Raw genomic sequence first — 19,782 nt, forward strand, 5'->3', positions numbered from 1 at the left:
AAGTTTTACTGCCTGATATGGCTGCTGGCTGTTCTTTATCATCATCAGTAACTGGTAAAGATGTAAGGTTATTAAAGGAAAAATATCCCGGTGTGCCTGTTGTATCTTATGTTAATACTTCTGCTGAGGTAAAAGCTGAAACAGATATTTGTTGTACCTCTGCTAACGCAGTTAAAATTGTAGAATCTCTTGGAGTTAAAAAAGTTATTTTTTTACCTGACGACTACCTGGCAAAATATGTTGCTTCTCAAACCAATGTTGAAATTATTGCTTGGAAGGGGATATGCATGGTACATGACCAATTTAATGAAAGAGAAATACATGATATCAGAGCAAAAAATCCTGGTATTAAGATAATAGCTCATCCAGAGTGTCCACCTGATGTAATTAAAGCTAGTGACTTTGCTGGATCGACTGGTGGAATGATTAAGTATGTAGAGGATAATCAACCTAAAAAAGTTATGATGGTTACTGAATGTTCAATGAGTGACAACATTCAAGTAGAAAACCCAAATGTAGAATTTATTAGACCGTGCAACCTCTGCCCTCATATGAAAAGAATTACATTGCCAAAAATTTTAGAATGCCTAGAAAATGAAACTGGTGAAATTATAATGGACAAAGAAACAATAAAAAAAGCAAGAATCCCAGTTGAGAGAATGATTACAATCGGCAGATAATAAAAGTGTCTCAAATAAAATTAAACAATTATTATATCAAAAATATTGTAAAGCGTGCTTTGAATGAAGATCTATATCCTTCTGGAGATATTACCTCAAACTTAATTAAAAATAATAAAATAATAAAAGTCAAATTAATTTCTAACCAACAAGCTGTAGTTGCTGGATTAGAGTTTGCAAAACAAACATTTAAATTAATAGATAATAAAATTAAATTTAATATTAAAAAAAAAGAAGGTTCATTAGTAAAAAAAAATGATCTTATTGCAACAATAAAGGGTAAAGCTGAAAATATTTTGATTGGTGAAAGGGTTGCTTTAAATTTTATGAGTCATATCTCTGGAATTGCTACTAAAACTAATCAATTTGTTAATTTAGTTAATAAAAGATGTAAGATTTGCTGTACTAGAAAAACAATTCCAACTTTAAGAGTAATACAAAAATATGCTGTTAAGTTAGGTGGGGGTACTAACCATAGATTTAACTTAAGTGATGAGTTTTTAATTAAAGACAATCACATAGCAAGTTCAGATATTAAAACTTTAGTATCTCTTGCAATTAAAACTAAAAAGGGAAGAAAAATTACAGTAGAGATAGATAATTTAAATCAACTAAGAGAAATAATGGGTTTAAAGTTTGATAGTGTCCTATTTGATAATATGAACAACAAAATACTTAAAACTGGTGTAAAAATGGCTAAAAAATATTATGAAACAGAAGCTTCTGGAAATGTAAACTTAAAATCAGTTAAAAAAATTGCAGCAACAGGTGTTGATAGAATTTCAATAGGTAGCATTACACATAGTGCTTCTGCAGTTGATTTTAAATTAGAAATTTAGTTTCTCTTGGAAAGCTCAGCTTGAGCAGCAGCTAGTCTTGCAACTGGGACTCTATAAGGTGAACAAGAAACATAATCCAAACCTACATTTGCACAAAAATGAATACTTTTTGGATCACCACCATGTTCTCCACAAATTCCAAGTTTAATTTTTTTGTTTTGCTTTCTTCCTTTTTCTACAGCAATTTCAACTAAATCACCTACTCCATCATCAATTGATATAAATGGATCGATAGAAAATATCTTATTTTCAATATAATCATTTAAAAACTTACCACTATCATCCCTGCTTAAACCAAATGTCGTTTGTGTTAGATCATTTGTACCAAAACTAAAGAATTCTGCATGTTTTGCTATATCATTTGCTTTAATAGCTGCTCTTGGTAATTCAATCATAGTCCCAACTAAAAAATCAAGTTTTACTTTTTTATCTTTTTGAACTTCTTTTGCAACTCTTACTACTAAATCCTTCATTATTCTGATCTCAGCCTCTGTTGAAACTAATGGAATCATAATTTCAGGAAATGCTGATTTAATCTTTTTTATTTTAAGTTCTGATAAAGCTTCAAAGATTGCTCTACATTGCATTTCATAAATTTCTGGAAATGAAATCCCCAATCTACATCCTCTGTGTCCCAGCATTGGGTTTTGCTCATGTAATTCATTAATTCTAGATTCAATTTCTTTTAAAGGAAGACCTACAACAGTCGCCACATCATTAATTTCTTTTTCAGTTTTAGGAAGAAACTCATGCAATGGTGGGTCTAATAATCTTACAGTAACGGGCAGACCATTCATAATTTTAAATATTTCAACAAAATCTTTTCTTTGATGTGGCAAAAGTTTTGCTAGAGCTTTATTTCTATCCTCCACAGTTTTTGATAAAATCATTTCTCTTACCGATAAAATTCTTTCTTCATCAAAAAACATATGTTCTGTTCTACAAAGACCAATACCTTCTGCTCCAAAGTCTCGTGCTGTTTTGGTATCCAGTGGTGTTTCTGAATTAGTTCTAACTTTTAATTTTCTAAAACTATCTGCCCAACTCATTAATTTTGAAAAGTCTCCAGAAATTTCAGGTTTGACTGTTGGTACTTCACCTAAAATAATTCTACCCGTTGAGCCATCAATTGTAATAATGTCACCTTCTTTGACTTCAGTAAAAGATGTTTTAAAAAGCTTTGCCTCATAATTAATATCAATTTCACTAGAGCCAGATACACAAGGTCTGCCCATTCCTCTAGCAACTACTGCTGCGTGACTTGTCATTCCACCTCTTGCAGTTAAAATTCCTTTTGCTGCATGCATTCCATGAATATCTTCTGGTGATGTTTCAACTCTTACTAAGATGGTGTCTTGCATCATATCATTTAATCTCTCAGCTTCTTCTGATGAAAAAACAACCTTACCACTAGCAGCTCCAGGTGAAGCAGGTAAACCACTTGCAATAATATTTACTGAACTCTTTTCATCCAACGTTGGGTGTAATAAAGTATCTAGAGAAGCTGGGTCTATTCTCATTACTGCTTCCTTTTTAGAAATCAGTTTTTCTTTAACCATATCAACAGCAATCCTAACTGCTGATTTTGAAGTTCTTTTGCCAGACCTTGTTTGTAACATCCATAATTTTTTACTCTCAACAGTAAATTCAACATCTTGCATATCTTTATAATGTTTTTCTAAAACTTTTAAAATTTTATCTAATTGTTTGAAAACTTTTGGCATAGACTCCTCCATTGAAGCTTCTTTTGCCTTTGCATCTTTTCTTGCTTTTTTTGTTATATACTGAGGAGTTCTTGTTCCTGCTACAACATCTTCTCCTTGAGCATTAATTAAATATTCTCCATACACCTCATTAACACCGTCTGATGGATTTCTTGTAAAGACAACACCGGTTGCACAATCATCACCCATATTACCAAATACCATAGACTGAACATTGACTGCGGTTCCCCATTCTGAAGGAATCTGGTTTAATTTTCTATAAACTTTTGCTCTGTTACTTTCCCAAGATAAAAATACAGCGCTAATTGCACCAAGTAATTGGTCATATACATTTTGAGGAAAATCTTTTTTAGCTTTATCTTTAACAACTTTTTTGAAATCATTAATTAAACCCTCCCAATCATTTTCATCTAAATCTGTATCTAAAAGGACTCCTTTGGTTAATTTGTAGTTTTCAATTAATTCTTCAAAAAGATAACCTTCAACTCCCATCACAACATTTCCATACATTTGAATAAATCTTCTGTAGCTATCTTTTGCAAATCTCTTATTAGAAGTTTTATTTGCAAGTGCAATTACTGTATTGTCATTCAAGCCTAAATTTAAAATTGTGTCCATCATACCAGGCATAGAAACTCTAGCACCAGATCTAACAGATAATAATAGTGGGTTTTTTAAATCACCAAATTTTTTTCCAACTTCTTTTTCAATAACTTTTAATTCTTTTTTTATAGTATTAATAATTTGTGAATTTAATTTTTTTTTATCTTTATAAAATAATTCACAAACTTTAGTGGATATTGTAAATCCAGGAGGAACAGGTAGCCCAATTCTTCCCATCTCTGAAAGATTGGCTCCCTTTCCACCCAAAAAATTTTTTGGATTTTTTATTTTTTTTGAATCTTTAGATTTAAAATTTAAAATTAGTTTATTCACTATTTTGTTTCTATATTTGAAAAATTTATATAATAATCGAAAGTTCTACATAACATTTGCAAAAGTTCCAATCTATTTTTTTTAATATTCTTATCTTCGTCGTTAACTTTTACATTGTCAAAAAACTCAAAAATTACTTTTTTGGCACCAGCTAAATTTGTAAGGGACTCTGTATAATTTTCATCTTTATTATTATTTTTAAAATATTTTCTTAATTCATTAATTTTTTTTAGTAAATTTTTCTCATAGTCATTTTTGAAAATACCAGGGTCAGTTGTATTTGATAGTTCAATATCATTATTTTTTAATTCACTTTCTAATATGCTAAATGCTCTTTTATAGCTTTCGATTATGTCCTCACCAACTTCATTCTTAATATGATCATTAAGAGTTAAGGCTTTTTTATATATTTTATTCATATGATCTATTCCATATGAACTAATGCTTGCTTCAATAATGTCATTTCTAATTTTTTTTTCCTTCATGTAATATTTTAATCTATCTATTAAAAATTCTGCTACCTCTTTTTGTGATAAATCATTTGATATTTCAAAACCCTGGTTTTTGTGCAAAGAAGTCGAATAACTAATTAGATCATTAATCTTAAACTCTTTGTTATTATCAATTAATAATTTAATAATACCTAATGCGGACCTTCTTAATGCAAAAGGATCTTTTGAGCTTGTTGGTTTTTTATTGATTCCAAAAAACCCTACTAACGTATCAATTTTATCAGTTAAAGCTAAGGCAATACTAAATGGTTTTTTTGGTGTTTTGCTATCAAGACCCATCGGTAGGTAATGTTCACTTACTGCTAAAGCTATTTCTTTATCAAAACCTTGCTCCATAGCAAAATATCCACCCATAATTCCTTGAAGCTCTGGAAATTCACCAACTAAGTCTGAAATCAAATCAACTTTACAAATTGATGCTGATAGTTCGACTTGATCTTTGCTAATTAATAACTCATCAGAGATCATTGCTCCAAGTTTTCTCATTCTTTGAATCTTATCAAAATAAGACCCTAAACCTTTAAAATAATTAATGGTTTTGAGTTTTGATACTTGTTTGACTAAATTTTGAGATTTATTTTTTTCCCAAAAAAATTGAGCATCACTTAACCTTGCTTCTACTACTCTTTCATTTCCTGCTTTTATAAAGCCTTCTCTATCTTTATTATTTGCTACTACCAAAAATTCATTCGTAATTTTTCCCTTTTTGTCAAAAGTTGGGAAATATTTTTGATGAAATTGCATTGTAATTATTAAAATTTCTTTTGGAATACTTAAAAATTTTTCATCAAAATTACATATTAAGATATTAGGTTGCTCAACTATATCTGAAACTTCATCTAGAAGTTTATTATTAGACTCAATAGTTAGGCTTTTATTATTAGATATTTTTTCAAATGCCTTAACAATAAATTCTTTTCTTAAATTATGATCTATAATTATACCTGATTGTTTGAAAAAAATTTTATAACTTTTAAAATTTTTAAATATTTTTTGCTTATCTTCAAATTCTTTATCAGTAAATGTTGTATTTGAGGATGTTAAATGATGAAATTTAAAGTTCAAACTTTTACCATCAAAAACTGCAAGAATGGACTTCAAAGGTCTCGCCCAATTAAGGCTATAACCTCCCCATTTCATTGATTTTTTCCATTGAAGTTTATCAAGAACTAAAGGTGCATGTTCTTTCAGTAAATTAATTGTACTAATCTTTTTGGAAGGCTTCTTGAAGAAATAAAACTCTCCTTTTTCGTTTTTTTTTTTTAGTAAGTTTTTTTTATCTATTTGGTTTGATCTTAAAAAACCTTCTAAAGCTTTTTCTGGAGCATTAACATTTGGCCCTTTTATTTCTTCAGCTTTTTGGGTTATTTCTTTAGACATCCCCTCGAAGAGAACTATTAAACGATTTGGCGTTGAAAAAGATGAACTTTTTTTAACCAAAATTTGTTTTTCTTCAAATAATTTCTGAAAGCTTTCAAGCAAAGCATTACGTGAATTACGTTGTAAACCAGCTGGTATCTCTTCACTGAATAGTTCTAAAAAAAATTCTGACATTAATCTATTTGACTACTCAACCAACTTTCAGCAACTGCTTTTGTAATATCCCTAATTCGTCCAATATATCCAGCTCTCTGAGCAACACTTATAACTCCTCTTGCATCTAAAATATTAAATACGTGACTTGCTTTTAGACATTGATCATACGCTGGTAGAGAAATTTTTTTATCTACTAATGATTTTGCTTCAAGTTCAAGCATATCAAATATTTTAAATAAGTTATCTGTATTAGCATGCTCGAAATTATATGCAGAAAATTCTTTTTCTGCTTGAAGGAATACATCTCCATATTTTACATCTTCATTATTCCATAACAAATCATAAACATTTTTTTTTTGCTGAGTGAACATGCAAATTCTTTCAAGACCATAAGTAATTTCAACTGAAACAGGCTTACATTCAATTCCTGCCATTTGCTGGAAGTATGTAAATTGAGTAATTTCCATTCCATCGCACCAAACTTCCCAGCCTAATCCTGCGGCTCCTAAAGTTGGACTTTCCCAATCATCTTCAATAAATCTAATATCATGCTCTTTATGATTGATACCAATTATAGATAAACTATTTAAATAAAGTTTTTTTATATTGTCAGGCGACGGTTTAATTAAAACTTGAAATTGATAATAATGTTGTAATCTATTAGGGTTATCTCCATACCTACCATCTGTAGGCCTTCTTGAAGGTTGTACATAAGCTGCTTTCCAAGGCCTAGATCCTAAAGATCTTAAAGTTGTGGCTGGATGAAAGGTTCCAGCACCCACTTCAATATCGTATGGTTGAAGAATAATACAGCCTTGTTTCCCCCAATACTTTTGAAGATTCAAAATAGTATCTTGAAATGATTGAAATTTATGTTTTTTAGTTTTTTCTTTAGAAGCCATATCTTTGCCAGATAGATCTTTCTTCTAAAATGTTTGTTAGTTGATCAATTTGATTATTAGAAGAAGAAAGTTTTTTACTTAACCAACCTTTAGATTTTTCAAATTTCTTTATAACAACATCTTCACCAAATTTTTGTTTTAATATTTCGTTTGCATTTCCCAACCCATCTACTAATCCTAGATTTTTTGCTTTACTTCCTGCCCAAAATTCACCTGAAAATAATTCGACTTCGTCTTTATTAAGCTTAGAACCTCTACTTTCTTCTACTACCTTAATAAAATCTTTATGCAGATCTAATTGAATGTTTTTTAGTCTTTCGATATCTTCTGTTTTTTCTTCCTGAAATGGATCAAGAGAACTTTTATTTTTTCCAGCTGTATGAACTCTTCTCTCAATACCAATTTTTTTTATTATTTCTGTGAATCCAAAAGATGAGTAGATAACACCTATGGAACCAATAATTGAACTTGAATTTGCATATATTTCATCACCTGCACAAGCTATTAAATATCCACCAGAAGCAGCAACATCTTCAGCAAATACTATAACTTTCATTTTATTTTTTTTTGCTTGAGCTCTAATGAATTGATAAATTAAGTGTGATTGAACTGGTGATCCACCTGGTGAATTTATAGTAATTGCTACTGCTTTTGCTTTTTTTAAAGAAAAAGCCTTCTCGATGGTCTCTTCTTGTCCTGCAAAATCTATGCCTTGTTTAAATTTTCCAGCGTTACCAATGATTCCATTCAATTTGATATGGGCTATTATTTTTTTCTTTTTAAAAAAGGAAATCATTGCTAATTCTTATAGAGTTTTTGATTTAATATAAAGCCTACTTATAGTTGAAGATTTAGGTGCGTCAATTGATAAGTAATAAATATAACTTAATTATACTAACTTATTTTTATGGGAACAGTTGTTCAGCTTAAAAACCAAATAAATAATTCTTATTTTCAACTAAAAGATTCGGTTGATGAAAAATTAGTTTTAGTTGAAGAAAAAATTAAATCTAAGCTTTTAAGTGAAGTTGATTTGGTTCAAATAATGACAGATTACCACATAGAAACGGGTGGTAAAAGATTACGAGCACTATTAACTCTTGGGTCCGCTAAGTTATGTGGATACAACAAGGGTGGTAGAGATATTAATTTAGCTGCATGTGTGGAAATGATACATGGTGCAACCTTAATGCATGATGATGTTATTGATCTTGGAAACATCAGAAGAGGCAAAAAAACATTAAATTCAATTTGGGGAAATCATTCTTCTGTATTAATTGGAGATTATCTTTTAAGCAGATGTTTTGAGATGATGGTAGAAGATGGTAACTTAGAAGTTCTAAAACTTTTATCATCTACTTCTGCAAAAATTGCTCAGGGAGAAGTATTACAACTTCAACACAAAGGTGAAGTTGATATGCTAGAAGAAACTTATTTCAAAATTATCACAGCTAAAACAGCTGAACTTTTTTCTGCTGCAACTAAGGTTGGTGCAGTTTTATCTAATAAAGAAACTAAAGAAAAAGAAGCGCTAGAGTTTTATGGAAAAAATTTAGGTTTAACATTTCAAATTGCTGACGACACTTTAGATTATAACTCTGATTTAAAATTTTTTGGTAAAAAAATTGGTAAAGATTTTCTCGAAGGTAAGATTACTTTACCTATAATTTTATTGTTTCAAAGTGTAACTTCTGTTGAAAAAGAAAAGTTAAGAAATATTTTTAAACAAGAAGTAAGATCAGATGATGATTTAAAATTTACCTTAGATCTTATTAAGAAATACAATATAATTAATAAATGTTATAAAAAAGCTGAACATTTTATAAATCTTGCATCAAATTCCTTAACAGTATTCAAAGATAGTGATGAAAAAAAAATTTTAGAAAATCTCACTTCTTTTAGCTTAGAAAGAACTTTCTAGGGACTCAATAAAGACTTGCTCCAGTTACCATCATCATCTTTAGTATACTTAAGCCTTTCATGAATTCTGCTATCACCATCTAGCCAAAATTCTATACTTGTGGGAATTAAGTTCCAGCCTGACCAATGATCTGGTCTTGGTACTTCATTTTTATTATTATATTTTTTTCTATATATCTCTATTGAATTTAAAAGTTCATCTCTATTAAATAATATAGAACTTTGCTTTGAGGCCCATGCACCAATTCTACTTTCATAGCCTCTGGTGTTGTAATATTCGTCTGCCACTTTATCAGAAACTTTTTGTACAACTCCATTAATCCTTATTTGTCTTAAAAGACTTTTCCAATGAAAACACATTGCAGCTTTTGGATTTTTTTTAAGATCATTTCCTTTTTGACTATTTAAATTTGTATAAAAAACAAATCCATCTTTATTAAAGTCTTTTAACAAAACCATCCTAATTGATGGTGAATTATTATGATCAGACGTTCCTAATGCTACTGCATTTGGATCATTTGGTTCTGTTTTTTTTGCTTCATTCATCCAAACTTCAAATAAGTCTATTGGATCATTTTTATCTAAAAAGCAGTTATTAAGGCCTAATAAGTTTTTTTGATTCATAATTATAACAAAATAATCTATATAATATAGATAATGTCATTTAATACTTTTGGAAAGCAATTTCGTTTCACAACTTGGGGAGAATCTCATGGTCCTGCATTAGGTTGTATTGTTGATGGCTGTCCACCCAATATAAAGTTGAAAGAACAAGATATTCAAGTCGAGTTAGACAAAAGAAAGCCTGGACAGTCAAAATTTACAACTCAAAGAAAAGAGGATGATAAAGTCCAAATTTTGTCAGGAGTTTTTGAAGGTAAAACAACTGGAACCCCCATTTCTCTAATTATTTACAATCAAGACATGAGGTCGAAAGATTACGGAAATATAAAAGATAAATTTCGACCTGGACATGCTGATTTTACATATTTTAAAAAATACGGAATAAGAGATTATAGGGGTGGTGGAAGATCTTCTGCAAGAGAAACGGCTGCAAGAGTTGCTGCAGGAGCAATTGCTAAAAAAGTTTTAGAAAATAAATTAGGTAAAAAATTTAAAGTTGTAGGTGCAGTTACTCAATTAGGAATATTAGGATGTGATACTGCTAAATGGAATGATCAAGTAATTAAAAAAAATCCATTTTTTTGCCCAGATAAAAGTATATTAAAACTATGGAAAAAATACCTGTTAGATGTAAGAAAATCTGGATCTTCTTGTGGTGCAGTTATAGAAGTAAGAGCCAGAGGAATTCCTATTGGGTTGGGTGCTCCAATTTATTCTAAATTAGATATGGATATTGCTTCCGCGATGATGAGTATCAATGCTGTTAAAGGAGTTAATATTGGCTCGGGTATGAACTCTGCACAATTAAGTGGAGAACAAAACTCAGATGAAATTTCGCAAAAAGGTAAAAAATTGAAATTTAATTCTAACAATGCTGGTGGAATACTTGGCGGAATTTCTTCAGGACAAGAAATTGTTGTTTCGTTTGCAGTTAAGCCAACATCATCCATATTAACTACTAGAAAAACTATAGATAAGTTTGGAAAAAATACCACAATCTCTGTTAAAGGTAGACATGATCCATGTGTTGGTATTCGTGCGGTCCCTGTAGGTGAAGCAATGATGAATTGTGTTTTATTAGATCATTACTTAATGAACAAAGCTCAGTGTAGCTAATATTTTAAATTTAATTTTTAACTGCTTTAATCGACTCTTTTGTAAATAAAATATCTAATATTTTTTTTGAAATTTGAGACGCATTAAGGCCAGCAATATCATACATTTTTTTTGGATTATCTTGTTCGATAAAAGTATCAGGCAATGTCATAGATCTAAATTTTAAACCTTTATCAAATATACCTTTTTCTGATAATAAATTTTCTACATGAGAACCAAAACCACCTATAGAGCCCTCTTCTACAGTAATCATTACCTCATGTTCTCTTGCACATTTTAAAATAAGTTCTTGGTCCAAAGGTTTAGCAAACCTTGCATCGACTATTGTTGATTGAATTCCTTTATTTTTTAATTCTTCAGATGCAATTTTACATTCTTCTAACCTTGTTCCTATACTTAAAATGCAAACTTGTTTTCCTTCTTGAATAATCCTTCCTTTTCCTATTTCTACTTTTTCATCTATGGATGGCAATTCCAATCCAATTCCACTGCCTCTTGGATATCTAATGGCACTTGGTTTATTATTAATATTCATCGAAGTGTTTATCATTTTAACTAATTCCGACTCATCACTTGGAGCCATTACTATAAAATTAGGAAGTGTAGAAAGATAAGTAATATCAAATGAACCTGCATGAGTTGATCCATCAGCACCAACCAAACCTGCTCTATCAATTATGAACCTCACGGGTAAGCTTTGAATAGCCACATCATGAACCACTTGATCATAAGCTCTTTGTAGAAAAGTCGAATAAATTGCAACATAGGGTTTATATCCTTCTGTTGCTATTCCTGCAGCAAAAGTAACTCCATGTTGTTCCGCTATCCCAACATCAAACATTCTTTTTGGAAACTTTTTAGCAAAAATATCCATGCCTGTTCCACCTGGCATTGCAGCTGTAACTCCTACAATTTTACTATCTCTTTCTGCATGTTTAACTAAAGTATTTGCAAAAACTTTTGTATAGGCTGGTAGATTAGTTCCACTTTTTAGCTGCTCTCCAGTTACAACGTCAAATTTTGAAACACCGTGATAATGATCAGTTGCTTTTTCAGCATACGAATAACCTTTTCCTTTTTGTGTTTTGATATGAATCATAATCGGACCTTGATGTTTAGAGTCTCTTGCATTTTTTAAAATTGGCAAAAGGGTTGTCAGATCATGTCCATCAATTGGACCCACATAATAAAATCCTAAAGAATTAAAAAGAGTACCACCGGTTACTGCTGAACGTAAAAAATCTTCAGCTTTTCCTGCTTTTGCACTAAATCTTTTAGAAAAAGCTGACATAATTAATTTAAATGTTTCTCTTAAATTAAAATAAACTTTTCCTGTTAAAAGTTTTGCTAAATAAGTTCTCATAGCACCTACAGGTTTAGCAATTGACATGTCATTATCATTTAAAATGACAATCATTTTAGTTTTTGAAGCACCTGCATTATTCATTGCCTCATAGGCCATCCCAGCGCTAATTGCACCATCTCCAATAACAGCTATTACATTATTTGATTTATTTGAAAGCTTGTTTGCTTCGGCTATTCCTAAGGCAGAAGATATAGATGTTGAACTATGCGCTGCACCGAATGGATCATATTCACTTTCAGATCTTTTGGTAAATCCAGACAAACCATTGCCCTGTCTTAAGGTTTTAATTTTTGATTTCCTGCCTGTTAAAATTTTGTGAGGATATGTTTGATGGCCCACATCCCAAATTAACTTATCATTAGGAGTATCAAATATGTAATGTAAGGCGACAGTCAGCTCAACAACACCTAAACCTGCACCTAGGTGTCCACCAGTTTCAGACACAGCATTAATCATTTCTGCTCTGACTTCATTAGACAACTCTTGAAGATTATTTTCAGATAACTTTCTTAGGTCAGAAGGAAAATTAATATCTTTTAAAAATTTATAATCTTGAATCATTTATTTCTTGTTAAGATATATTCTAAAGTTTCATTCAAATTATCAGATCTTAATTTACGCTTTTTTAAATCTTTAATTATTTTGAATCTAATTTTATCACCATATTTAATAGCATTTTGATGCCCCAGTAAACTGATTAAAGTTGCTTTACCTTTTTTCTTATCTTTCCCTGTTATTTTTCCAGCAGTTTTAGAAGAACCTTTAAAATCAATAAGGTCATCAGCTATTTGAAATAAAAGACCAATACTTGCACCAATATTTTCAAAAAACCTTATATCTTTTTTATTTTTCTTTTTAATAATGACTGGTGCTGTACAACAAAAACTAAATAGCTTTCCTGTTTTTTTTTTTTCCATATCTATAATTCTATTTTTAGATATTTTCTTCTTTTCAAAACTTAAATCTAAATATTGGCCTCCTGCAATCCCCAAGTGTCCAGAAGTTTCAGATAAATTTTGAACTAAATCTACTTTTGTTTTTTCACTAATCTTTAAGTTTGAACTGGTTAGAATTTCAAACGCCATTGTTAAAAGAGAGTTTCCAGCAAGGACAGCTGTAGACTCTCCAAATTTAATATGAGTAGAAAGTTTTCCTCTTCTTATCCTGTCATTATCCATGCAAGGTAAATCATCATGTATAAGAGAATATGCATGAATGCATTCTACTGCAGCACCTATAACAATTAAAGTTTTATATTCAATTTTAAACATAGTCCCTATGTCTAATAAAATTTTTGATCTAATCTTTTTTCCTCCTGGAAACAAACCATACTTCATAGCTGTTACTAACTCTGTTTTTTTTTGTTGATTAATAAATTTTTTTAAAAATAAATTTGTATCTTTTGCTACTTTAATAAGTTTATTTTTCATTTTTTTTGATTATATTTTTTATTTTACTTTTTGTTTCTTCATTAATTGTTTTTGAAGTTTTATAAAATTTTTTTTCAATAACACTATTTAATTTTAGTAATTCCTGATAAGATTCAATTGAATTCTGAAGGTCTTTTTCTGCTTCTAAAGACTCAATAATATTATTTGCTTCTTTTGTTAATTCTTCTAAAGATAGTGTATCATTATCAGGTGGTAAATTTTTATCATTCATATAATAATAATTATTAATATATGAAATTTAATCAATCAAATATTAAAAAAGCAAAAAAATACCTTGATAAAAATTGCTGTATAGGTGTTCCAACTGAAACTGTCTATGGTTTGGCTGCAAATGCGTACTCAAATGTAGCTGTTAAAAAAATATTTAAACTTAAAAATAGACCAAAAACTAACCCTTTAATTGTCCATTATTTAGATATCAATTCATTAAAAAAAGATTGCTTAATAAATGATAATTTTATTAAATTATATAAGAAGTTTTCCCCTGGGCCAATAACATATATTTTAAAGTTAAAAAAAGATTCTAAAATTTCAAGAAACATAACTAATCACTCAAAAAATTTAGCTGTGAGGTTTCCTAACCATAAAATGTTAAAAAATCTATTGAAGTTATTAGATTATCCTTTAGCTGCACCCAGTGCTAACATCTCTAATAGAGTAAGTGCAGTTAAAGCTACCGATGTTAGAGAAGAGTTTGGAAAAAATATCAAATATATTTTAGATGGTGGAAAATCTACTATAGGATTAGAATCAACAATAATTAATCTCACAGACAAACCTACTGTATTAAGGTTAGGTGGTCTGAATATTGAAAAAATTCAAAAAGTTTTAGGAAGTAAAATGAATATTAATATAACACCAAAAAAAATAATTACCTCTGGGCAAATGCGTATTCATTATTCACCAGGAATACCATTACAAATGAATATTGTTGAACCCAAAAAAGATCAAGCTTTTATTCTAATTAAAAAAAGAAAAATTAAATCAAATGATTATTTTTATATTAGTAAAAAAAATAATTTAAATGAGGCTGCAAAAAATCTATACTCTTGCTTGAGAAAAATTAAAAATGCAGGTTATAAATCTATTGCTGTTGAAAGAATTTCAAATAAAGGATTAGGAAAAGCAATAAATGACCGACTAAATAGAGCGTCAAATTTTTGAACCCTTAATTCAAATATTTAAATGTTTTTTATTTATTTACTGATATATCTTTATTTTGTTACCTATTTTTAAAAAAATTAGTTATTAATTAAAAAATAAAACTAAACTATGGCTAGTTCTCACGAAATTAACAGTTCTATATTAAAAAAAATTATAAAAAAAATTTTTTCTTTTTTTGGATTTGAAATTTTAAGAAAAAATAATTTTAATGACAGGTATGGTGAATATATTATTGAATGTAACGATGAGGATATGTCAAATATTAATAAAGCATTAAATTATGCACTTTGTAAAAAGCCAAATATCTGGTCATTAATACAATCTATTAGATATATATCCAACAACAAAATTCAAGGTGATTTCGTAGAATGTGGAGTTTTTAAAGGTGGAAGTTTAGGAATCATGGCTCAATACGCTGAAAAATATTTAATTGATTTAAAAATTTATGGATATGACACATTTGAAGATGGTTTTTTTGATGCGCCATTACATAATAAAGATGTTTCTATTAAAAATAAAAAAGTCACACCAGAAAAAAAAATAAACAACTTTTATCCAAATAAGAGTGAAGTAGAGAATATTTTAAAGACATTTATTACGAATGAAAAGTACCTACCTATTTTAATCAAAGGTGATGTTTTAAAAACTCTGAAAGACAAAAAAAATCTTCCTAGTAAAATATCCTTGTTAAGGATGGATACAGACCTGTATTTAACAACAAAATTACAACTCGAAATTTTATACCCCAAACTAGTTAAAGGTGGAATTTTACATATCGATGATTATGGATTTTGCCCAGGTGTAAAAGCTGCCGTAGATGAATATTTTGTAAATCAAAAAATATGGCTTCATAGAGTTGATTTTACCTGTCGGCTAATTATCAAAGACTAGTGTGGTGCGCCTGCTAGGAGTCGAACCTAGAACCTCCTGATTCGAAGTCAGGCACTCTATCCAGTTGAGCTACAAGCGCATATAGTATTAATATTACATTTTATGGAAAAAAACATTAATTTAATAGTTGAAGAAAATGAAAATAATCTAAGGCTTGATGTTTTTGTTAATAAAAGAGAAAAGTTACTTAGCAGAACTAGAATCAAAAATTTAATTCTAAAAGAAAAATTAAAATTAAATGATACAATTATTAATAATCCCTCAAAAAAAATCTATTTCGGAGACAAAATTAGCCTTGAAATTCCAGAGCCAAAAGAAGCTTCATTAAAACCCTATGATTTTAAATTAGAAATTATTTATGAGGATGAAGACTTGTTGGTAATAAATAAACCAGCTGGAATTATTATGCATCCTGGTGCTGGTAATTATGATGAAACGATTGTAAATGCTTTAATACATTACGACAAAGATTCACTATCTACTATTGGGGACGAATTAAGACCAGGCATCGTTCACAGAATAGATAAGGATACTTCTGGGTTAATAGTTGTTGCTAAAAATAATGTAGCTCATGAGAATTTATCCCATCAATTTAGTGAACATACAATTACAAGAACTTATCAACTTTTAATTTGGGGAAAACTTAGACCATCATCTGGAAAAATTGATACCTTCATAACAAGAAGTTCAAAAAATAGACAAATGATGGAAGTTAGTAGTTCTAAAGGCAAAAAAGCAATAACTAATTATAAAACTATAGAAGTTTTTGAAAATGATAAAACTCCTACACTAAGCTTAGTTGAATGTAGACTGGAAACAGGAAGAACTCATCAAATAAGAGTCCATATGACTCATATGGGTAATAGTATTATGGGTGATGGTAAGTATAAAAAAAAATACAAAAAACTAAAAAATATAGATACAAATTTAGAAAACTTAATTTATAAACTGAATAGACAATTTCTTCACGCACAAACGTTAGGTTTTATTCACCCTAAAACTAACAAAGAAATGGTTTTTACCTCAATTTTGCCACAAGAACTTGAAAATATTTTATTATTGCTTAGAAATACTAGCAAATAAATGCTTGAAATATTATTAAAGTTAATTAAATAAATACAACTTATGAGTACTACAATAAACAGTAATCTTCCTACACTTTCAAATGAGGGTGGCCTATCTGTTTACCTTGAACAAATTAAAAAGTTTCCAATGTTGGCAGCAGAAGAGGAATATATGCTAGCAAAAAATTGGAAAACAACAGGAAATGTTAAAGCCGCTGAAAAACTTGTTACGAGTCATCTTAGACTTGTTGCTAAAATTGCGATGGGTTATAGAGGGTATGGGCTTCCTGTTAATGAAATGATTTCAGAGGGAAATGTAGGTTTGATGCAAGCAGTTAAAAAATTTGAACCAGAAAAAGGTTTTAGATTAGCAACCTATGCAATGTGGTGGATTAGAGCTTCAATTCAAGAATATATATTAAGATCTTGGAGTTTAGTTAAAATAGGAACTACGACTGCGCAAAAAAAATTATTTTTTAATTTAAAAAAAATTAAAAATCAAATTGCACCTCAATCTGAAGGTGATTTAAGACCTGAACATGTAAATGAAATAGCTAATAAATTAGACGTTAGTGAACATGAAGTTGTTTCAATGAATAGAAGGCTTTCTGGTAAAGAGTTTTCTTTGAATGCTCAAGTTGGAGAAGATGGTGATGAATGGCAAGACTGGTTGGTGGATAAAGAACTAGATCATGATCTAAAATTTGCACACCAAGAAGAAATGGGACAAAGACAAAGTTTACTTAAAAATTCTATAAAGACTCTTAATGAAAGAGAGAGAGAAATTCTTTATTCTAGAAGATTAAATGACGAGCCTACAACGTTAGAAGATTTAAGCAAAAAATACAAAATTAGTAGAGAAAGAATTAGACAGATAGAAAATAAAGCGTTTGAAAAACTTCAAAAACATATGCTATTATCTGCTAAATCAAAAAATTTACTTCCAGTAAACTAAACGTCAAAAGGATTTACTAAAAGAATTGTATCTTCACGTTCCGGGCTTGTTGAAATACTAGAAATCTTCGTTCCTATAAAATCTTCTAAAGCATAAACATAATTTTTTGCATTGTCTGGCAAAGACTCAATATTTTTAATCCCTTGAGTAGAACTTTTCCAGCCAGGAAATGTTTTGTAAACTGGTTTTATCTTAAGTTGATCTTCAACTGCAGCTGGAAGATAATCCATTTTTTTTCCATCCAATTGATATTCGATACACACCTTAATTTCATCAAGTTCATCTAGGACGTCTAATTTAGTTAATGCAATTCCGTCTATTCCAGAAATTTTTATTGTTTGTCTCACTAGAACTCCATCAAACCAACCGCATCTTCTTTTTCTACTTGTTACTGTTCCAAATTCTTTTCCTCTTGAACCCAGCAATTCTCCCGTCTCATCTGTTAGTTCGGTAGGAAAAGGACCTTCCCCAACTCTTGTTGTATAAGCTTTGGTTATTCCAAGGACATAGTGAATGGAATTTGGTCCACATCCAGTTCCTGTGGCGGCACTTGAAGCAACTGTGTTAGAAGAAGTTACGTAAGGATATGTTCCATGGTCTACGTCTAATAAAATTCCTTGCGCACCTTCAAATAATATTTTTTTTCTTTGTTTTTTAAATTCATCAATTCGAAGCCATACAGGTTGAGAAAATTTTAATATTTCTGGTGCAATTTTTAACAGGTCTTTTTTTAATTTATCTTTTTCAAAAATTTTTTTACCTAATCCTTTTCTAATTGCATTATGATGAAGAAGCACAGTTTTTAACCTTTGGTCTAGATTTGTTTCAGACCTTAAATCCATAACTCGAATAGATCGTCTTCCAACTTTATCTTCATATGCAGGTCCAATTCCTCGTCTTGTGGTGCCAATTTTTCCTTTACCAGCTGCATCTTCTCTTATCTCATCCATTTCTCTGTGAAAAGGTAAAATAAGATTTGCAGATTCAGAAATAATAAAATTATCTACATTTACTTCAACACCTTTTGATTTAATTTCTTTAATTTCTTCTAATAGAGCCCAAGGATCAACCACAACACCATTACCAATAATAGATATTTTATTTTTTCTGACGATTCCAGAAGGTAGTAATCTTAATTTATAAGTAACTCCATTAATTACCAATGTGTGACCAGCATTATGACCTCCTTGAAAACGAATTACAACATCTGCTTGATCTGATAACCAATCAACTATTTTTCCTTTTCCTTCATCACCCCACTGTGAACCAACAACTACTACATTTTTCATTATCTAAATCTTCTATCTATAATAATTGAACTCAAATGATTTATAGGACCTTGGCCTTTACCATAATTAAGGTTAGATCTTATGGAATTGTTTACATATTTAGTAGCTAGCTCACAAGATCTCTTTAAGGTTTTTCCACAAGCGTAAAAAGAAGAGATAGCAGATGATAAAGTGCAACCCGTCCCATGTGTATTACTGGTTGCAATTCTTCTATTTTTTATGAAAAGAATTTCTTTTTTATTAACAAAAATATCTTGCACAATTTTAAAGTTTAAGTGGCCACCTTTAATAAAAACATTTTCTGCTCCTAATTCAATTAATTTACTAGAAGCAAAAATCATATCCTCTTTTGTTTTTATTTTAGTTCCAGTTAATATTTCAGCCTCTGGAATATTTGGAGTTATTAAACTAACTTTTTTTATTAACTTAGTTTTTAACAATTGAATTGCCTTGTCATCTATTAGCTTTGCACCTCCTTTAGCAACCATGACAGGGTCTAAAATTATTTTTTTAACATTAATAAGGTCTAGTGAATTAATTACTGCTTTTATTACACTTGAAGAGTGTAGCATTCCAATTTTTATTGCATCAGGTTTAATATCTTTTGAAGTAAATTCAATTTGATTTGATATTTCCTTTGGATCAATGGGCACTATTGATTTTACACCTGTTGTATTTTGAATTGTAACAGCAGTTATTGCTGTCATTGCATATGAGCCTAATGCAGTAATAGTTTTTATATCAGCTTGAATTCCAGCCCCACCAGATGAATCTGAACCAGCAATAATTAATATTTTAGACTTTGGTTTCAAT

General features: G+C 29.7%; 17 protein-coding genes, 1 tRNA gene and 1 pseudogene. 8 read left to right on the forward strand and 11 right to left on the reverse strand.

Going from position 1 to position 19,782, the window contains the following annotated elements:
• Both VP91_RS00660 and nadC read left to right on the forward strand, forming a co-directional pair.
• Positions 1 to 680, forward strand: a pseudogene (locus VP91_RS00660) (quinolinate synthase); the annotation flags it as partial.
• 5 nt (positions 681 to 685) lie between these two features.
• Positions 686 to 1,519, forward strand: coding sequence for a carboxylating nicotinate-nucleotide diphosphorylase (gene nadC / locus VP91_RS00665; protein WP_169035527.1), 834 nt, complete (start codon positions 686 to 688; stop codon positions 1,517 to 1,519).
• On the opposite strand, the gene ppdK is transcribed toward nadC, so the two are convergent.
• Genes ppdK through VP91_RS00685 form a run of 4 tightly spaced genes read right to left on the reverse strand, consistent with a single transcriptional unit; the run spans position 1,516 to position 7,925 of the window.
• Positions 1,516 to 4,179, reverse strand: a complete 2,664-nt coding sequence (ppdK, locus tag VP91_RS00670) for a pyruvate, phosphate dikinase (protein WP_169035528.1) — start codon at positions 4,177 to 4,179, stop codon at positions 1,516 to 1,518. The genes nadC and ppdK overlap by 4 nt on opposite strands.
• Positions 4,179 to 6,245, reverse strand: a complete 2,067-nt coding sequence (gene glyS / locus VP91_RS00675; protein ID WP_169035529.1) for a glycine--tRNA ligase subunit beta — start codon at positions 6,243 to 6,245, stop codon at positions 4,179 to 4,181. The genes ppdK and glyS overlap by 1 nt, the downstream gene beginning before the upstream one ends.
• The gene (locus VP91_RS00680) at positions 6,245 to 7,129 is read right to left on the reverse strand and encodes a glycine--tRNA ligase subunit alpha (protein ID WP_169035530.1); all 885 of its coding nucleotides are present in this window, start codon (positions 7,127 to 7,129) and stop codon (positions 6,245 to 6,247) included. Before VP91_RS00680 ends, glyS begins: the two co-directional genes overlap by 1 nt.
• A complete protein-coding gene (locus VP91_RS00685; RefSeq protein ID WP_169035531.1) occupies positions 7,119 to 7,925 on the reverse strand; it encodes a S49 family peptidase in 807 nt (268 codons plus the stop codon). The genes VP91_RS00680 and VP91_RS00685 overlap by 11 nt, the downstream gene beginning before the upstream one ends.
• 111 nt (positions 7,926 to 8,036) lie before the next feature.
• Here VP91_RS00685 and VP91_RS00690 point away from each other — a divergent pair, with 111 nt between their 5' ends.
• The gene (locus VP91_RS00690; RefSeq protein ID WP_169035532.1) at positions 8,037 to 9,050 is read left to right on the forward strand and encodes a polyprenyl synthetase family protein; all 1,014 of its coding nucleotides are present in this window, start codon (positions 8,037 to 8,039) and stop codon (positions 9,048 to 9,050) included.
• Here the strand turns inward: VP91_RS00690 and pdxH are convergent.
• On the reverse strand, positions 9,047 to 9,673 hold the full coding sequence (gene pdxH, locus VP91_RS00695) for a pyridoxamine 5'-phosphate oxidase (RefSeq protein ID WP_169035533.1): 627 nt from the start codon (positions 9,671 to 9,673) through the stop codon (positions 9,047 to 9,049). The two genes, VP91_RS00690 and pdxH, sit on opposite strands and share 4 nt — an antisense overlap.
• A 33-nt stretch (positions 9,674 to 9,706) precedes the next feature.
• Here pdxH and aroC point away from each other — a divergent pair, with 33 nt between their 5' ends.
• Positions 9,707 to 10,789, forward strand: coding sequence for a chorismate synthase (gene aroC, locus VP91_RS00700; RefSeq protein WP_169035534.1), 1,083 nt, complete (start codon positions 9,707 to 9,709; stop codon positions 10,787 to 10,789).
• 10 nt (positions 10,790 to 10,799) lie between these two features.
• On the opposite strand, the gene dxs is transcribed toward aroC, so the two are convergent.
• The 3 genes from dxs to VP91_RS00715 are packed head-to-tail and all read right to left on the reverse strand — an operon-like array spanning position 10,800 to position 13,817.
• On the reverse strand, positions 10,800 to 12,716 hold the full coding sequence (dxs, locus tag VP91_RS00705; RefSeq protein WP_211181488.1) for a 1-deoxy-D-xylulose-5-phosphate synthase: 1,917 nt from the start codon (positions 12,714 to 12,716) through the stop codon (positions 10,800 to 10,802).
• Positions 12,713 to 13,585 carry a polyprenyl synthetase family protein gene (locus VP91_RS00710; RefSeq protein WP_169035535.1) on the reverse strand — a complete coding sequence of 291 codons (873 nt, stop codon included), beginning with the start codon at positions 13,583 to 13,585 and terminating at the stop codon, positions 12,713 to 12,715. Before VP91_RS00710 ends, dxs begins: the two co-directional genes overlap by 4 nt.
• A complete protein-coding gene (locus VP91_RS00715; RefSeq protein ID WP_169035536.1) occupies positions 13,575 to 13,817 on the reverse strand; it encodes an exonuclease VII small subunit in 243 nt (80 codons plus the stop codon). The genes VP91_RS00710 and VP91_RS00715 overlap by 11 nt, the downstream gene beginning before the upstream one ends.
• A gap of 20 nt (positions 13,818 to 13,837) precedes the next feature.
• Between VP91_RS00715 and VP91_RS00720 the strand changes: the two genes are divergently transcribed.
• Entirely contained in the window at positions 13,838 to 14,770 is a 933-nt protein-coding gene (locus VP91_RS00720; protein ID WP_169035537.1) for an L-threonylcarbamoyladenylate synthase, read from the forward strand.
• 108 nt (positions 14,771 to 14,878) lie between these two features.
• Complete coding sequence (locus tag VP91_RS00725) at positions 14,879 to 15,661, forward strand: TylF/MycF/NovP-related O-methyltransferase (protein ID WP_169035538.1); 783 nt, start codon at positions 14,879 to 14,881, stop codon at positions 15,659 to 15,661.
• Between the two features lie 2 nt (positions 15,662 to 15,663).
• On the opposite strand, the gene VP91_RS00730 is transcribed toward VP91_RS00725, so the two are convergent.
• Positions 15,664 to 15,740, reverse strand: a tRNA-Arg gene (locus VP91_RS00730).
• Positions 15,741 to 15,763: 23 nt separating this feature from the next.
• Here VP91_RS00730 and VP91_RS00735 point away from each other — a divergent pair.
• Positions 15,764 to 16,744: an RluA family pseudouridine synthase gene (locus VP91_RS00735; protein ID WP_169035539.1), complete on the forward strand. Its 981-nt coding sequence runs from the start codon at positions 15,764 to 15,766 to the stop codon at positions 16,742 to 16,744.
• A 42-nt stretch (positions 16,745 to 16,786) separates the two neighbouring features.
• The gene (gene rpoH, locus VP91_RS00740) at positions 16,787 to 17,680 is read left to right on the forward strand and encodes an RNA polymerase sigma factor RpoH (RefSeq protein WP_169035540.1); all 894 of its coding nucleotides are present in this window, start codon (positions 16,787 to 16,789) and stop codon (positions 17,678 to 17,680) included.
• Here rpoH and VP91_RS00745 read toward each other — a convergent pair.
• Together VP91_RS00745 and thiD are read right to left on the reverse strand one after the other, a co-directional pair.
• Positions 17,677 to 18,969: an adenylosuccinate synthase gene (locus tag VP91_RS00745; RefSeq protein WP_169035541.1), complete on the reverse strand. Its 1,293-nt coding sequence runs from the start codon at positions 18,967 to 18,969 to the stop codon at positions 17,677 to 17,679. The genes rpoH and VP91_RS00745 overlap by 4 nt on opposite strands.
• Positions 18,969 to 19,781, reverse strand: coding sequence for a bifunctional hydroxymethylpyrimidine kinase/phosphomethylpyrimidine kinase (thiD, locus tag VP91_RS00750; RefSeq protein WP_169035542.1), 813 nt, complete (start codon positions 19,779 to 19,781; stop codon positions 18,969 to 18,971). The genes VP91_RS00745 and thiD overlap by 1 nt, the downstream gene beginning before the upstream one ends.
• Position 19,782 lies beyond the last annotated feature (1 nt).

Source organism: Candidatus Pelagibacter communis, from assembly GCF_012932795.1.
Taxonomy (GTDB): Bacteria; Pseudomonadota; Alphaproteobacteria; order Pelagibacterales; family Pelagibacteraceae; genus Pelagibacter; species Pelagibacter ubique_S.

Bases quoted from the DNA above. Each gene is read 5' to 3' on its own strand.
- glyS (WP_169035529.1), bottom strand. From the start codon at position 6,245: ATGTCAGAATTTTTTTTAGAACTATTCAGTGAAGAGATACCAGCTGGT.
- VP91_RS00680 (WP_169035530.1), bottom strand. From the start codon at position 7,129: ATGGCTTCTAAAGAAAAAACTAAAAAACATAAATTTCAATCATTTCAA.
- VP91_RS00685 (WP_169035531.1), bottom strand. From the start codon at position 7,925: ATGATTTCCTTTTTTAAAAAGAAAAAAATAATAGCCCATATCAAATTG.
- VP91_RS00690 (WP_169035532.1), top strand. From the start codon at position 8,037: ATGGGAACAGTTGTTCAGCTTAAAAACCAAATAAATAATTCTTATTTT.
- pdxH (WP_169035533.1), bottom strand. From the start codon at position 9,673: ATGAATCAAAAAAACTTATTAGGCCTTAATAACTGCTTTTTAGATAAA.
- aroC (WP_169035534.1), top strand. From the start codon at position 9,707: ATGTCATTTAATACTTTTGGAAAGCAATTTCGTTTCACAACTTGGGGA.
- dxs (WP_211181488.1), bottom strand. From the start codon at position 12,716: ATGATTCAAGATTATAAATTTTTAAAAGATATTAATTTTCCTTCTGAC.
- VP91_RS00710 (WP_169035535.1), bottom strand. From the start codon at position 13,585: ATGAAAAATAAACTTATTAAAGTAGCAAAAGATACAAATTTATTTTTA.
- VP91_RS00715 (WP_169035536.1), bottom strand. From the start codon at position 13,817: ATGAATGATAAAAATTTACCACCTGATAATGATACACTATCTTTAGAA.
- VP91_RS00720 (WP_169035537.1), top strand. From the start codon at position 13,838: ATGAAATTTAATCAATCAAATATTAAAAAAGCAAAAAAATACCTTGAT.
- VP91_RS00725 (WP_169035538.1), top strand. From the start codon at position 14,879: ATGGCTAGTTCTCACGAAATTAACAGTTCTATATTAAAAAAAATTATA.
- VP91_RS00735 (WP_169035539.1), top strand. From the start codon at position 15,764: ATGGAAAAAAACATTAATTTAATAGTTGAAGAAAATGAAAATAATCTA.
- rpoH (WP_169035540.1), top strand. From the start codon at position 16,787: ATGAGTACTACAATAAACAGTAATCTTCCTACACTTTCAAATGAGGGT.
- VP91_RS00745 (WP_169035541.1), bottom strand. From the start codon at position 18,969: ATGAAAAATGTAGTAGTTGTTGGTTCACAGTGGGGTGATGAAGGAAAA.